The organism is Dyella nitratireducens, from assembly GCF_014642835.1.
In the GTDB taxonomy this organism is placed as follows: domain Bacteria; phylum Pseudomonadota; class Gammaproteobacteria; order Xanthomonadales; family Rhodanobacteraceae; genus Dyella_B; species Dyella_B nitratireducens.
The window spans coordinates 352,126-365,927 of record NZ_BMJA01000005.1 but is presented as its reverse complement, the minus strand read 5'-3'; the positions used below and the strand labels follow the sequence as shown (position 1 = coordinate 365,927).

The following is a 13,802-nucleotide window of genomic DNA, read 5'->3' as shown; positions in this document are numbered from 1 at the left end:
GCAGCTGCGCCGATGGTAGTGTGGACTTCCATGCAAGAGTAGGTCACCGCCAGGGGCTTTATCCTAAAAACGCCTTCCCGTTGGGGAAGGCGTTTTGCTTTAGGCCGGCTTGACGCGAGGCGGGCAGCATCGATGCGATGCCACGCAGCCTGGCCCCTGCGTGAGACTGCAGGCGCGATAAGAGGCCAACCTGGCAAATGCCAAGGCGCCGGCTTACGTCGCTAGAACGCAGGGGTTATCACCTAAGATGTATACCCGGATCGCTCGACCAGTGTGCTCGTCGAGGAGAACGCTGTGTTTGTGAATGTCGAAACCCGACGCCAGCCACGCCTACATTGGGCAGCCATGCTGCTGATTTTCATTTGCGTGGTGACCTTCGTAGCATTGGCTTTGATGTCTCCGCCACGGCGTATCACATTCCTGTTGGAGTGGGGCACTGTTCCGGCGAACGTGTTCGACGCTCATCAGCCGATCTGGCAGCAATTGCGTGACCCTGCGTTACTACGACTGGTGACTGCACTGTTCATCCATGTCGCGTGGTTGCATCTCCTCAGCAACCTGCTATTCCTCATGATTTTCGGTATCCCGGCGGAGCGCACCCTGGGGTCGATTCGCTTTCTGATTCTATTTTTGCTTGGCGGTGTCGTCGCCAATTTTGCTGGTGCTGTCTCGCTCGCCGGAGAAGTCCGACCGATTATCGGCTGCAGCGGCGCGGTGTCGGCAGTACTGGGTGCCTACGTTTCACTATTTCCACGTGCACGCTTGGGACTGGTTCTTCCCCTTGGTTTCTATCTGGAATTCGTTCGTGTACCGGCATTTCTATTGATCGGCATCTGGGCGCTGCTGCAGTTGCTTTTCAGCTACGTGGGTGGTCCCAGTTACGGTGGGTACGCATGGTGGACGCACTTGGCAGGCTTTCTGTTCGGCGTGTTGTTTGCGTTGTTGTCCCGCAATGCAATCATGCGCCGTATGCGCCGGTAAAATGGACACCATGCGCAATCAGAAACTTTACAAAGTCACTTTCCTGCATCTGGGCAAATGCTACGAGCTGTACGCCAGGCATGTTGCTTCCAGCAACCTATGGGGCTTCACCGAAATCGGCGATCTGGTGTTCGAGCCAGCGGGCGAAGGCATCGTCGTGGATCCCACCGAAGAGCGCCTGCGTGAAGAGTTCCGGGACACCCGCGTTCTGCATCTACCCATGCAGGCCATTGTGCGCATCGAGGAAGTCGATCGCAAAGGCGCACTCGCCATTCGCGATGCTGCGGATGGTCAAAAAATCACGCCTTTCCCGATGCCGCCGCGCAACCGCTAGCGCGTAGCATGATTGAGTCCGTGATGTCTTGAGAACATCTTAAGCAAACGCCTTGCCAGAGGTGTTGCCGCGACCTGTCGATAGGTTAGATGCGGATCAAAGCCTTCGCGCCGCATATCGTGATGCTTGCGCCGGATGTAGGCACGCATGACATCAGCGTTGAATTCGGGATGAAACTGCACGCTGATGGCATTACGTCCGTAGCGAATCAGATGATGTGGGTCGCGCGCCGAACGGGCCAACACCTTTGCGTCTTTGGGAATTCCCAACACACTTTGTTCGTGTGTCGTATGCGCGCGAAATTGCGCAGGCAGAAAAGTGGTCAACTCATCCTGTTCTGCACCAGGCAGTAAATCGATCGGCAGCGTACCAATCTCCCGTCCACCGGGCAGATAGTCGACGTGTCCACCCAGTGCGTGCGCCATCAATTGATGGCCATAGCAAACACCAAGCAAAGGCAAATCAACGTCCATCGCATGGCGGATCCAGCCTGCCGTTTGCTCGCTCCACGGCGCGCGATCGGTCACCATTGCTGCAGAGCCGGTGATCAATGCACCGGATACCTCCCGCGGTGCCGGCAACAGTTCTCCCGCGGCAACATTCACGACCCGCACCTCTTGCGGCGCCAGTTGTGCACTTATGCGAAACCAATGAGGAAAATCGCCGTGGCGTGCACGGATATTGTCGGGCGCTTGGCCGGTACGGATGATCAGGACTGGCTTCATGCGAACGATAAGGGTGATAGGGTTTTCATCAAGGAGGTGAATCTTCGACGTGCTCGACGGGTGGCAACACGGTCAGCACTTCCTGCACGGTAGTCAAGCCGCGTGCAACCTGGTCTGCCGCGGAAATGCGCAGCGGTCGCATGCCTTCGAGTAGCGCAGCTTGGCTGAAGTGAATCAGATCGAGCTGCGCTCCGATCATGCCGCGTAATCGGGGGGTCAATGGCATCATTTCATAAACGCCGGTACGGCCAAGGAAGCCGGTATGACGGCATTCAAGACAACCCACCGGTTTGAACACATGCTCAGGTACTGGCATCGACCAGCCATGCGTGAGCACAGTCCATTCGTGTGGATCCTGCCGTGTTTCCTGTTTGCAATGCGGACAAAGCGTACGCACAAGTCGTTGCGCAACCACGCCAGTTAGCGTCGATTGAATCAGATAATGCGGCACGCCTAAATCGAGCAATCGCGTCACTGCACTGGGTGAGTCATTGGTATGCAACGTGGAAAGTACCAAGTGGCCAGTCAACGAAGCCTGCACGGCCATCTGCGCCGTCTCCAGGTCGCGAATTTCGCCGACCATGATGATGTCCGGATCCTGGCGCAACAGCGTGCGTACGCCGGCGGCAAAATCCAGGTCGATTGATGGCTGCACCTGCATCTGGTTGAATTCGGGTGAGACCATTTCGATAGGGTCTTCCACCGTGCACACGTTGATGTCTGGCGTGGCTAGATGTTTCAGCGTCGAATACAACGTGGTGGTCTTGCCCGACCCCGTAGGACCTGTCACCAGTACGATGCCGTGTGGTCGCTCCACCATGCTTCGCCACAGCGTGTCTTCGGACGAAGAGAAGCCAAGCTGCGAAAAGTCCTTGGCCACAATATCCGGATCGAAGATACGCATGACCATCTTTTCGCCGAACGCGGTAGGCATGCTGGAAATACGCAATTCCACTTCACGCCCCGAAGTGGCGCGTGTCTTGATGCGACCATCCTGCGGGCGGCGCTTCTCGGCCACGTCCATGCGTGAAAGGATTTTGATACGCGATGTAACTGCCGTCATCACCGGCGGCGGCAGCTCGAACACCTTGTGCATCACGCCATCGATGCGAAAGCGCATCATGCCAGCCTCGCGGCGTGGTTCCAGATGGATGTCCGACGCTCGCTGTTCGAAAGCGTATTGCAGCAGCCAATCCACAATGTGCACGACGTGCCGGTCGTCGGCGCCAACTTCGCCAGCTTTTCCAAGTTCCAACAGCTGTTCGAAGTTCAACAAAGCCGAGGAGTCGTAACCACTCTGGTTCTTAGCGTCCTTCGCAAGCTGGATCGATCGCTGGACACCGTAGAACTCTTGCAAATAGCGATTGATATCGATCGGGCTAGACACCACACGATGCACGTCACGACGCAGCATCTGCGACAGATCCTTCGACCAGGAGCCGTCGAATGGCTCGGCCGTGGCAAAGGTCACCTCGCCAGAGGTGACCGCCACGGGAAGAATGCGATGACGCTGCGCATAAGCGTGGCTCACCACCTGGGTAACCGCTGCCACGTTGATCTTCATCGGATCGATTTTCAGATACGGCAGGCCGGCCTGACCGGCCAGCCATTCGGTCAGGCCCTCCAGGCTGAGCGGTTTGCCAGGATCGCGGCGATTGGTGAGCTTGGCGTTGGCGATGATGACCAGCGGATTCAGCTCAACAGTACTGCGCCCAGCGCGGTTTCCCACGCGCAATTGCTTGGCATCGTCAGCCGAGAGGTAGCCATCCACGACCAGGGCTGCCAGGACGTCGTCCAGCGCCAGCCGGCCGCGGCGACCCAACATGGAGGCGATTTGTTGTGTTGCTGGCATGGGCGGATTCCCTTTGTAGCGCGGAAAAAACGGCGAAAAGATGCGCTGCGGCTATACTAACCCGCTTTACACTCAGGTTAGGAAAGAGATGTCCGCGCCTACTTTCCAGGATGTGATCCAGACCCTTAACCGCTATTGGGGCCGCCAGGGTTGCGTGCTGCTGCAGCCCCTCGATACCGAAGTTGGTGCAGGTACCTTCCACCCCGCCACATTCTTGCGTGCGCTAGGCCCTGAGCCCTGGGCCGCAGCGTACGTGCAGCCTTCGCGTCGTCCCACCGATGGCCGCTATGGCGAAAACCCTAACCGCCTGCAGCATTACTACCAGTATCAGGTGGTGATGAAGCCGAATCCGGAGAACATTCTGGAGTTGTACATCGGCTCGCTCAAAGAGCTGGGCCTCGATCCACAAGTGCACGATCTGCGCTTTGTAGAGGACAACTGGGAATCCCCCACGCTTGGCGCCTGGGGCCTTGGCTGGGAGGTCTGGCTCAACGGCATGGAAGTCACCCAGTTCACCTACTTCCAGCAAGCCGGTGGCCTGGAATGCAAGCCAGTCACTGGCGAGATCACCTATGGCTTGGAACGCCTGACGATGTATCTGCAAAACGTGGACAACGTCTACGATCTGATCTGGACGGAAGGCCCGCACGGCAAAATCACCTATGGCGACGTGTTCCATCAGAACGAAGTGGAGCAGAGCACGTACAACTTCGAGCACGCCAATGTCGTGGAACTGCTGCGCTGGTTCGATGTATGCGAAGGCGAGGCCAATAAGCTGATTGCTGCCGGTCTGCCGTTACCTGCCTATGAGCAGGTGATGAAAGCCAGTCACACGTTCAATCTGCTTGATGCGCGTCGCGCTATTAGCGTTACCGAACGTCAGCGCTACATCCTGCGCGTACGCACCTTGTCACGCAGCGTGGCTGAGGCATACGTCGCACAACGTGAAAAGCTTGGTTTCCCTGGATTGAAGCAACAGAAAAAGGAGCAGGCCGCATGAGCGCCGCCAAGTCATTGCTCATCGAGCTAGGCACGGAAGAACTACCACCGAAATCGCTGGACGAGCTGGGTGCTTCGTTCTTGCGTGGCATTTGCGAAGGCCTAAGCAAGCGTGGCATCGCTGCGTCGCTTGGGCAGGCGGCGTTGTACGTAACGCCGCGGCGTTTGGCCGTCCACGTCCCCGAAGTGGCGGCGGCGCAGCTCGAGCAATCGATCGAGCGCCGTGGACCGGCGGTTAACGCGGCGATCGATGCACAAGGCAATCCCAGCAAGGCGCTGACCGGTTTTGCGCAGTCGTGCGGCGTAAGTGTGGAGCAACTGGAAAAGCTCGAAACCGACAAGGGTTCCTGGTTCGTGTATCGCACCGTGAAACCGGGTCAGCCGGTCGCGGCATTGCTGCCTGAGATTGTTGATGAAGCGCTCAAAGGTTTGCCGATTCCCAGGCCGATGCGCTGGGCCGATCACGATTACAGCTTCGTGCGTCCTGTGCACTGGCTGGTGATGTTGCACGGTGCAAACATCATCGATGGCCAAGTGCTGGGTTTGCGTAGCGGCCGCCAATCGCGCGGTCATCGCTTCATGCATCCACTGCCCGTGCATCTGGCTGATGCGGACAGTTACGTTGACGCACTGCGTATGGCCAAAGTGCTAGCAGATCCGATGGAGCGCCGTCAGCGTATTCGCGATGAGGTGGCACGTGAGGCGAAGCAAACCGGTGGTGTGCCGCGGCTCGATGATGCGCTGCTGGACGAGATTGCCAATCTCACCGAATGGCCGGTCGCCATTGCCTGCACGTTTGATCGTGAATTTCTGGGTGTGCCGCCAGAGGCGCTAGTCACCACGATGGAGGCCAACCAGAAGTTCGTGCCGGTGTTCGATGCACAAGACAAGCTCACCGAGCATTTCATCGGCATTGCCAACATCGACAGCAAGCATCCGAATGAGATCCGCAAAGGCTACGAGCGTGTGATTCGTCCGCGCTTCGCCGACGCGAAATTCTTCTGGGACGAAGACCTGAAGGCGCCGCTCGCGAGCTACCAAGACGCGTTGAAGAGCGTTACCTACCAGCAATCGCTGGGCAGCTTGTGGGATAAGAGCGTGCGTGTGGCAGAGATCGCGCGCATCGTTGCCAACCGTGCTGGTGTGGATGCCGGGCAAGCAACGCGCGCGGCGGCCTTGGCCAAATGCGATCTGCTCACCCGCATGGTTGGCGAGTTTCCGGAGCTGCAAGGTGTGATGGGCCGCTACTACGCGCAACACGATAAGGAATCGCCGGAGGTAGCTGATGCGCTGGACAGCGTCTACCAACCACGCTTTGCCGGCGACACCATTGCTGCAGGCAAGGTGGGGCAGGTGCTCGCCGTTGCCGAGCGCGTCGACACGCTGGCCGGTATTTTTGCCGTCGGCCTGAAGCCGAGCGGCAACAAGGATCCTTTCGCCTTGCGCCGTGCAGCGCTGGGTTTGGCGCGTACGCTGATCGAAGGTGGCCTTGAGCTTGATCACAAAGCGCTGTTCACCGAAGCACTGGAATTGCTGCCAGAAGCGGCACTCGCGGCAGGTCTGAAAGCAGGCAAAGACGGCAAGGCGCCCGCACTCGATGTGGGCCAGCGCCGCGCCGCGCTAGTGTCCGAACTCAGCGAATTCGTACTCGAGCGCTTGCGTGGGTATTACGCAGAGAAGGGGTTCATCACCGAGCAATACGAAGCCGTGCTGGCCGTGGCACCTGTAAGCCTGGTCGATTTTGATCGCCGCTTACGAGCTGTGGTCGAATTCGGGCGGCAGCCGGAGGCAGTGAGCTTGGCGGGCGCCAATAAGCGCGTCGCTAACATTCTCCGCAAGCAGCAGGAGGAGCATGGCGCGCAAAGTATTCGCGAACACGTCGATCCCGCGCACTTCGAAGAGGATGCGGAACGGGCTCTCGCGCAAGCGTTGGAAGCCGCGCAGATCGACACAGCTGCGGCTTTGCAGCGTCGTGACTACACCGCGGTGCTCGCGCGCCTTGCGCAACTGCAGGTACCGGTCGATGCGTTCTTCGATCACGTATTGGTGAATGCCGAGAATCCGGTGGTCCGCGCCAATCGGCTCGCCTTGCTTGGGCGATTGAAAGCGCAGTTCACGACCATTGCCGACATCGCACGCCTGTAACGGCAAAGACGTAAACAAAAAAGCGGCCGCTGCGTGAGGCCGCTTTTTTTATCTATTGCATGCCAATCAGGATGCCAATCGCGCCGTACGGCCTTTCAGGCGCTCGGCCAGGCGATGATTGAAAGCCACCATTGCCGAGGCATCGACGTCGTTGCCGCCTGGGCCGAGGATGTCGTAGAGCTCCGCGAGCATGTCCGAGTTCTCGGCCAGCGTCAGATGGCTATCTGCCAGATCCAGCTCTGACTGCAGGATTCGTAGCGCGGTGTTCAGGCGCTGCACGTCCATGCCATTGGCTTCCAGCGTGTCGGCTGCCGTGCGCAGTTTGGAGCGATGACGCGAGGCGATCGATTCGGAACTGGTTGTAGCGCCCATGTCATCGGGGACTACCGCGCTAGGGTCGAGCATCGATCCCTCGCCAGCTACCAACCAGACCAGTGAAATGCCCAAGGTACGAGCAAGGGTGACGCAGCGAGCGCGCGAAGGGTCGGTATTTCCATCGCGCCAACTACGCACCACGCCCTCCGAGAATCCGCACATTCGGGCGATTTCCGTCACGCTGCCCACCCGCTGGATCAGCAATTTTATGCGATCGGCGAAAGTGGAGGCGGGTTCGGCGAGGGGCGTATGGGTTTGCAGGTTCATCGCAAAAATTCCACAGATTTTCGAGCGTTTGAACCGGTAAATGACTACCGGCGTTCCTGTTTTTATAGACCAACCGGCCTTCGCGAAGATGTCGGTTGCCGCAACTTGCTGACTTCACGTCGCATTAATTTGCGGATGGCGATGTGATTTCGAAGTCATCCTAGGCCGCACAAACGCGTCAGCCTGATCCGGGTTGACACGTCAATGCGCCAATAGGGGCAAGAAACTGCGGTAGGGAAAATAGGGATCCTGCCGAGCAACCTTCCCGTGGATTGGGTGGATCGTGTTGCTCCCGGTGGCCGCGTTTACCTGGCCGGTACAAGGAAGGGCTATTTTTTTCACTTTCTATGTCATGTGCTATCGGACAACGCCGCTTCTTTATTCAGACTTGGACTACGTAGACCAGCATCGAACAGATGGGAACATACGTCAGCGAATGGTGCGTTTGGCCCGTTGACTTTTCCGTCAATGGTCTTTGGGCTATGCTCTGAGGCTCCCCCGCGCTGTCTGCGACGCGATGCGTTCGACAGGCACCGCGTTCGAATCGATCCAACCCGAGGTTTCCATTCCATGCGCAGCGTTGTTTGGTCGCTGATGACAGTGGCAGCAGTGGCGGTAGCCGGCTGCAATAATTCTTCAAATCCGTCGTCGTCGACTGGCACGGAAAACACCGAAGCGAATGCGCCGGCTGCTACCGCGCACAGCGTCGCCGGTACCGTCGCGATCCGCGGTGGCGGCACGCCTTCGCAGCAGAGCAAACTCGACATCAGCATTGTTGATGTGACGGCACAGGGCTCGCCGCCGCTGGCCACCAAGGAAATCGCGCCTGCCACCACCTTCCCGCAGTCGTTTGAGCTGGACTTCAATCCTGCCAACGTAGCCACCAACGATCTTTATATCGTGCAGGCCCAGTTGGTCGATGGCGATCGCCACTACACCATGCCACTACAGGCTCCGGTGCTAACCAAGGGCAATCCGACGACCAATGTCAACGTTGAACTCATGCCTGAGCAGACCCCGGGTGAAAAGCTTCTGGCGGCGTTCCAGGGCGTGCAGAAGCAGATCGGCGGCATGAAGCGCTCCTCCGGCACCAAGCTTGAAAAGGATGCCTCACTGGCGTGGCAGGTGTTCCGCGCTGACGGCGAAGTGAAGTTCATCCGCGAGCTGGTCGATTACGGCGATAAGGGCTTTACGAGCACGGACTTCGCCTATAAGGATGGCAAGCCGTGGGTCGTACAGCAGCAGAAGAAGCCCAGCCAGAATGCCAAACCCTCCTCGGTGGATACCGCCGGTTGGGGTGACGACGGTTCGCTGATGCTGAAGACGCATGAGGCTGATGGCAACACCTCGCCGCTGGACGACGGCGATGCCCAGAGCCTGCAGCAGCAGGCGAAAGACATTCTTAATCTGGCCACGGGCGGCAAGGGCAAGTAAACCCGGCTTTCCAAAGCTCAAATAAAAAAGCCGTCCGAATAGGACGGCTTTTTTTATGGCCTGTGAACGTCCGGCTTAGAAGCCGTACTTCACTCCCAGGTTGACACCATTGCTGCGCTGGCTGTTATCAGCGAAATGGCCGTTGTAGGCGATCCAGCCGGAAAGGTTGGGTGTGATCTGCGCCGTCAACCCCACATTGACCGAACCCCAGTTCTTGTCCGGCGTGAAGCCAGCCATCTCGAAGCTGCCATTCATGCTGTTGAGACCAGCCGTAACCATGTCGGTGCTAGCGCGGCTGTCGTGGTTCCAACCCAGTTCGACGTAGGGCCCCAGATCCATGCTGTCGTATTGCCAGTGGCCCTGCAGGCGCCAGCCCAGCGTGCTGATCACGGCGTTGCGCTCCTGACGGCCGAACCACATTGCTGTGGCATCGTTGCCATTTTCGTTGTAGCCGTTGATCTTGATGTTCTGGTATTCAAAGTTTGCAAACGGACCAGTCTTCAGGCTGCCGACATCGAACCAGTAACCGCCATGCAGCCCCAGGCCGACATACGAGCCATCGGTCTTGCCGCTTTCATGCGTGCGATCGTTACCGATCATGAAGACGCGATTGACGTCGGTATAGCTTGCCTGGCCGAAATCGCCATATACGCCTGCATACGCGCCGCCGGTGTGCCAAGTGAGATAGCCCAGACCGGTGATCGCCTGCAGATCGTAGCCGCCGCCACCGCTGACATCGGCATAGTGTTCGCCGATACCCAGTGCAACACCCGCTGAAATGTAATCGGTCGCGTGGATGTCAGCGCCAACAGTGAGGTCGACGTTGTTGCTGGTGGTTTTCGGTGCACCGGCACGCTGGTCGAATTGCTGATTCGAATAGTTGATGTTGGCGAACGCACGCGTGGTGCTGCCAAAGTTGTCCGCCATCATCTGGTCGCGTACCACGGCGGTCTGGGTGGTTACGGCAGCAAGTGGCGCTTCCTGCAGCAGGGAGATCTGTTGCGGAGCCGCCAGTTCGGACAGCACTACTTGCGAGAGCATCACATCCGCTGCCGTGGTGGGATGCACACCGTCTGCGAACAGGTAGGTCTGGTTCGTGCCTGCTGCATAGGTATAAGGCAGGCCGGAACCCTGCGGTCCGCATTCGACCGAGCTCGAGCCTACGCCGCATGCCGGCGTGGTGACATTGGTGAAGCCGTATGCCCCCGGGTTTGCTATCACCTGACTGAGCAGGGCAAAGGCGTTGACGGGAATGATGCCCTTACCCAGCTGACCAATGCCTGCATTAAGTTGGCCGTTGTAGATGACGCTGAGCGTGGTCAACGACGATGCTGCCGAGGCGCCTTGCTCAAGTGCCTCCGGCGTCAGGCCGATATTGGGCAGGTTGAACACGACGATGTTTTTTGCACCGGCTGCCTGCAAGGCGCCGATCAGTTTCACTTCTTGCTGTGCAGCCGCTGCAATGGTGGTTTGTGCCTGGGTTGCGGTTTGCAGCGAAGATACGCCTGCCGCGGCGGCCACTTGCGCATTCACTTGTGCGGTGACGGTGGGAGTGATCTGCGCTTCGAACGCGGCAATGGCAGTTGCGTTGTTAGGGATAAGGCCTGCGGCAACAGCCTGCGAGGCCTCGGCGGCTAGTGTCTGCGCAATCAGTTGCTGCGCGGTTGCTCCGGCCGCGACGGACGTGGCAGCGTTGAAGATGTCGTTGGCGCCGCCCCACATCGCATACAACGCGTGAGGATTGGTGCTATTGGTGGCCAGATAGCTCGTCACCTGGCTGGTGATCGTCGGTACGGTGGATGGCGTGCCCGGCGAATTGTTGTTGATGCCTGCGCCACCCCAGGCGTAGTCGGTACCGCCAGCCAGCGAAGCGGTCAGCGAATAGCCGAGCCCGGCTGCTACGTTCTGAATAGTCACGTTGCCGGGATTGGTCGTGAACTTCAGTGGTGGCTGGATGCTCGGATTGGTCGCTAGCGAAATATTGCCTGCGTCGCTAAGGCTGTCGCCAAAAACCACGACGCTGTTGAACGTGGAATTCGGATTGCCAGTAGCGTGAACGGCGCCGACCATGCCAAGGGCCAGCGCCACGGCGCCAGCGATCTTTCGAGGGTGGAACATGTGTGGGTGCTCCTGCGTTTGTTATCGGAGCGTTACGTTAATGCATGCCATACGGCAGCGCATGCTGCGCTGCCGTATGGGGAACCTTTGCAGGCGGGGCCGCAAGCTTTGAGCGGGGCCTATCCCGGCGATCGATGGAGGTCCGTCTGGTGTTAGCGCTTCAGGGCACGAGAGAGTGCATCCGCAAAAGCACTATTGGCCGGCGCGGGAGCCGGTTTTGCCGCCGGCGAGGCCCCAGGTCGCGACCCGCGATTGTCACGAGCAGCGCCGCGCACTTCACCGCCGGTTGGCCGGCCGCCACGCGCCTGCTGGCCCGGCTCGTCGTCCAGGCGCATGGACAGGGCAATGCGCTGGCGGGCGATGTCCACATCCATCACCTTCACTTTCACGATGTCGCCGGCTTTCACTGCATCGCGCGGATCCTTCACGAAGTTGTGTGACAGCGCGGAGACGTGCACCAGGCCATCTTGATGCACGCCGATATCGACGAAGGCACCAAACGCAGCCACATTGGTGACGCGCCCTTCGAGAACCATGCCGGGCTTGAGGTCTTTCAGGTCCTCCACGCCTTCGGCGAAGCTCGGTGCGACGAATTCCGGGCGCGGATCGCGACCGGGCTTTTCCAATTCCTTGAGAATGTCGCGTACCGTCGGCACGCCAAAGCGCTCGTCCGTGTATTGCTCGGCTTTCAGGCCGCGCAGAAAAGTCATGTCGCCGACGATGCTTTTCACTTCGCGGCCACATTGCGCAATGATGCGCTCCACCACCGGATACGCTTCGGGATGCACCGCGCTCGCATCCAACGGGTTGTCACCCTCGGGAATGCGCAAAAAGCCGGCGCACTGTTCGAATGCTTTATCGCCCAAGCGCGGAACCTTGAGCAGGGCTTTGCGGTTCGAGAAGGGGCCGTTGGCGTCGCGATGCTTCACCACGTTCTCGGCAACGCTAGGCGTAAGACCTGCTACGCGTGAAAGCAGCGCAGCCGATGCGGTGTTGACGTCCACGCCGACCGCGTTCACGCAGTCTTCCACCTTCGCATCGAGTGCGCGTGCCAGCTTCACCTGGTTCACGTCGTGCTGGTACTGGCCAACGCCGATCGCCTTGGGCTCGATTTTCACCAGCTCTGCGAGCGGATCCTGTAGCCGACGCGCGATGGATACCGCACCGCGCAAGCTCACGTCGACATCCGGAAATTCCTTGGCCGCCGTTTCCGATGCCGAATACACCGATGCGCCAGCTTCGCTCACCACGATCTTGGACAGCTTCAAATCCGCATGCTTCTTGATCAGCTCGCCAGCCAGCTTGTCAGTTTCGCGCGATGCTGTGCCATTGCCGATGGCAATCAGGTTCACACCGTGCTGTTTGCTCAATACAGCGAGGCGTGCGAGCGATTGATCCCACTGGTTGCGTGGCTCGTGGGGATAGACGGTATCGGTGGCCAATAGTTTGCCGGTGGCATCGACGACCGCCACTTTCACGCCGGTGCGGATGCCTGGATCCAGGCCCATCACCGTTTTCGCGCCAGCCGGCGCGGCCAGCAGCAGATCTTTCAGGTTGTCGCCGAATACGCGGATCGCCTCATCTTCCGCGGTTTCGCGGACACGGCCAAACAAATCCAGCGTGAGATGCAGATGCAATTTCACGCGCCAGGTCATGCGCACGGTTTCACGCAGCCACGCGTCGGCAGGACGGTCACGATGGATGATGCCCGCGTGTGAAGCCACACGACCCTCGGCTTCTTGATGACCTTGTTCCGCCTCTGCCGCGGGCAGCAGTTCCAGTTCGATCACACCTTCGTTGCGCGCGCGCATCAGCGCAAGTAGACGATGCGAAGGAATCTTGCCGATCTGTTCCATATGATCGAAGTAGTCACGGAATTTCGCGCCTTCGTTTTCCTTGCCTTCGACCACCTTGGCGCGGATCTGGCCTTTCTCCCACAACCAGTCACGCAATTCGCCCAGCAGTTGCGCATCTTCGGCGATACTTTCCATCAGGATGGCGCGCGCACCATCAAGCGCGGCGCGTATATCTGGTACGCCTTTTTCCGCATCCACGAACTGCTCTGCGAATACTTCGGGCGATTGCGTGGGATCTTCGCGCAGCCCGATCGCAAGGGGTTCCAGGCCGGCCTCGCGCGCGATCTGAGCTTTGGTGCGCCGCTTGGGCTTGTACGGCAGGTAGAGGTCTTCCAAGCGTGCTTTGGTGTCGGCTCCTAGAATGTCTTGCTTCAGCGCTTCGGTGAGCTTGCCTTGTTCATCGACGCTGGCGAGGATCGCTGCGCGGCGTTCCTCCAGTTCGCGCAGATAGCGCAGGCGTTCTTCGAGCGTGCGCAATTGTGTATCGTCGAGGCCCCCGGTGACTTCTTTGCGGTAGCGTGCGATGAACGGCACGGTAGCGCCGCCATCGAGTAATTCCACGGCGGCGCGGACCTGTTCGGATTTGGCGGCGATGTCCTGAGCGATGCGTTGTTCGATGCTGAGCATGGGACTAAACGAAATTCCTGGAAATGGATAGTGCGACAAACGCGATTTGCGACGATGTCACGCGTCGTCGATCTGCGAGCATGACAAAA

General features: G+C 59.0%; 10 protein-coding genes. 5 read left to right on the top strand and 5 right to left on the bottom strand.

Annotated elements, in window-relative coordinates; all coding sequences use genetic code 11:
- The first annotated feature begins 294 nt into the window (after positions 1 to 294).
- Positions 295 to 981 carry a rhomboid family intramembrane serine protease gene (locus tag IEX75_RS21940; protein WP_229721016.1) on the top strand — a complete coding sequence of 229 codons (687 nt, stop codon included), beginning with the start codon at positions 295 to 297 and terminating at the stop codon, positions 979 to 981.
- 10 nt (positions 982 to 991) lie between these two features.
- Positions 992 to 1,315 carry a DUF1820 family protein gene (locus IEX75_RS21935; RefSeq protein ID WP_188797770.1) on the top strand — a complete coding sequence of 108 codons (324 nt, stop codon included), beginning with the start codon at positions 992 to 994 and terminating at the stop codon, positions 1,313 to 1,315.
- Here the strand turns inward: IEX75_RS21935 and IEX75_RS21930 are convergent.
- On the bottom strand, positions 1,312 to 2,040 hold the full coding sequence (locus tag IEX75_RS21930; RefSeq protein ID WP_188797768.1) for a glutamine amidotransferase: 729 nt from the start codon (positions 2,038 to 2,040) through the stop codon (positions 1,312 to 1,314). The two genes, IEX75_RS21935 and IEX75_RS21930, sit on opposite strands and share 4 nt — an antisense overlap.
- A gap of 28 nt (positions 2,041 to 2,068) precedes the next feature.
- Complete coding sequence (gene tfpB, locus IEX75_RS21925) at positions 2,069 to 3,892, bottom strand: type IV pilus assembly ATPase TfpB (RefSeq protein ID WP_188797766.1); 1,824 nt, start codon at positions 3,890 to 3,892, stop codon at positions 2,069 to 2,071.
- An 88-nt stretch (positions 3,893 to 3,980) separates the two neighbouring features.
- Between tfpB and glyQ the strand changes: the two genes are divergently transcribed.
- Together glyQ and glyS are read left to right on the top strand one after the other, a co-directional pair.
- Positions 3,981 to 4,892 carry a glycine--tRNA ligase subunit alpha gene (glyQ, locus tag IEX75_RS21920; RefSeq protein WP_188797764.1) on the top strand — a complete coding sequence of 304 codons (912 nt, stop codon included), beginning with the start codon at positions 3,981 to 3,983 and terminating at the stop codon, positions 4,890 to 4,892.
- On the top strand, positions 4,889 to 7,036 hold the full coding sequence (glyS, locus tag IEX75_RS21915) for a glycine--tRNA ligase subunit beta (protein ID WP_188797762.1): 2,148 nt from the start codon (positions 4,889 to 4,891) through the stop codon (positions 7,034 to 7,036). The genes glyQ and glyS overlap by 4 nt, the downstream gene beginning before the upstream one ends.
- A 66-nt stretch (positions 7,037 to 7,102) precedes the next feature.
- On the opposite strand, the gene IEX75_RS21910 is transcribed toward glyS, so the two are convergent.
- On the bottom strand, positions 7,103 to 7,678 hold the full coding sequence (locus IEX75_RS21910; RefSeq protein WP_188797760.1) for a helix-turn-helix domain-containing protein: 576 nt from the start codon (positions 7,676 to 7,678) through the stop codon (positions 7,103 to 7,105).
- Positions 7,679 to 8,248: 570 nt separating this feature from the next.
- Here IEX75_RS21910 and IEX75_RS21905 point away from each other — a divergent pair.
- Positions 8,249 to 9,112 (top strand): YbaY family lipoprotein, encoded by an 864-nt coding sequence (locus tag IEX75_RS21905; protein WP_188797758.1) that lies wholly within the window; start codon positions 8,249 to 8,251, stop codon positions 9,110 to 9,112.
- 75 nt (positions 9,113 to 9,187) lie between these two features.
- Here the strand turns inward: IEX75_RS21905 and IEX75_RS21900 are convergent, their stop codons facing one another.
- Together IEX75_RS21900 and IEX75_RS21895 are read right to left on the bottom strand one after the other, a co-directional pair.
- On the bottom strand, positions 9,188 to 11,230 hold the full coding sequence (locus tag IEX75_RS21900) for an autotransporter outer membrane beta-barrel domain-containing protein (RefSeq protein WP_188797756.1): 2,043 nt from the start codon (positions 11,228 to 11,230) through the stop codon (positions 9,188 to 9,190).
- Positions 11,231 to 11,382: 152 nt separating this feature from the next.
- Positions 11,383 to 13,713 carry a Tex family protein gene (locus IEX75_RS21895; RefSeq protein WP_188797754.1) on the bottom strand — a complete coding sequence of 777 codons (2,331 nt, stop codon included), beginning with the start codon at positions 13,711 to 13,713 and terminating at the stop codon, positions 11,383 to 11,385.
- Positions 13,714 to 13,802: the final 89 nt, after the last annotated feature.

Excerpts from the sequence above, each read along its gene's own strand:
- IEX75_RS21935 (WP_188797770.1), top strand. The coding sequence starts at position 992 with ATGCGCAATCAGAAACTTTACAAAGTCACTTTCCTGCATCTGGGCAAA.
- IEX75_RS21930 (WP_188797768.1), bottom strand. The coding sequence starts at position 2,040 with ATGAAGCCAGTCCTGATCATCCGTACCGGCCAAGCGCCCGACAATATC.
- tfpB (WP_188797766.1), bottom strand. The coding sequence starts at position 3,892 with ATGCCAGCAACACAACAAATCGCCTCCATGTTGGGTCGCCGCGGCCGG.
- glyQ (WP_188797764.1), top strand. The coding sequence starts at position 3,981 with ATGTCCGCGCCTACTTTCCAGGATGTGATCCAGACCCTTAACCGCTAT.
- glyS (WP_188797762.1), top strand. The coding sequence starts at position 4,889 with ATGAGCGCCGCCAAGTCATTGCTCATCGAGCTAGGCACGGAAGAACTA.
- IEX75_RS21910 (WP_188797760.1), bottom strand. The coding sequence starts at position 7,678 with ATGAACCTGCAAACCCATACGCCCCTCGCCGAACCCGCCTCCACTTTC.
- IEX75_RS21905 (WP_188797758.1), top strand. The coding sequence starts at position 8,249 with ATGCGCAGCGTTGTTTGGTCGCTGATGACAGTGGCAGCAGTGGCGGTA.
- IEX75_RS21900 (WP_188797756.1), bottom strand. The coding sequence starts at position 11,230 with ATGTTCCACCCTCGAAAGATCGCTGGCGCCGTGGCGCTGGCCCTTGGC.
- IEX75_RS21895 (WP_188797754.1), bottom strand. The coding sequence starts at position 13,713 with ATGCTCAGCATCGAACAACGCATCGCTCAGGACATCGCCGCCAAATCC.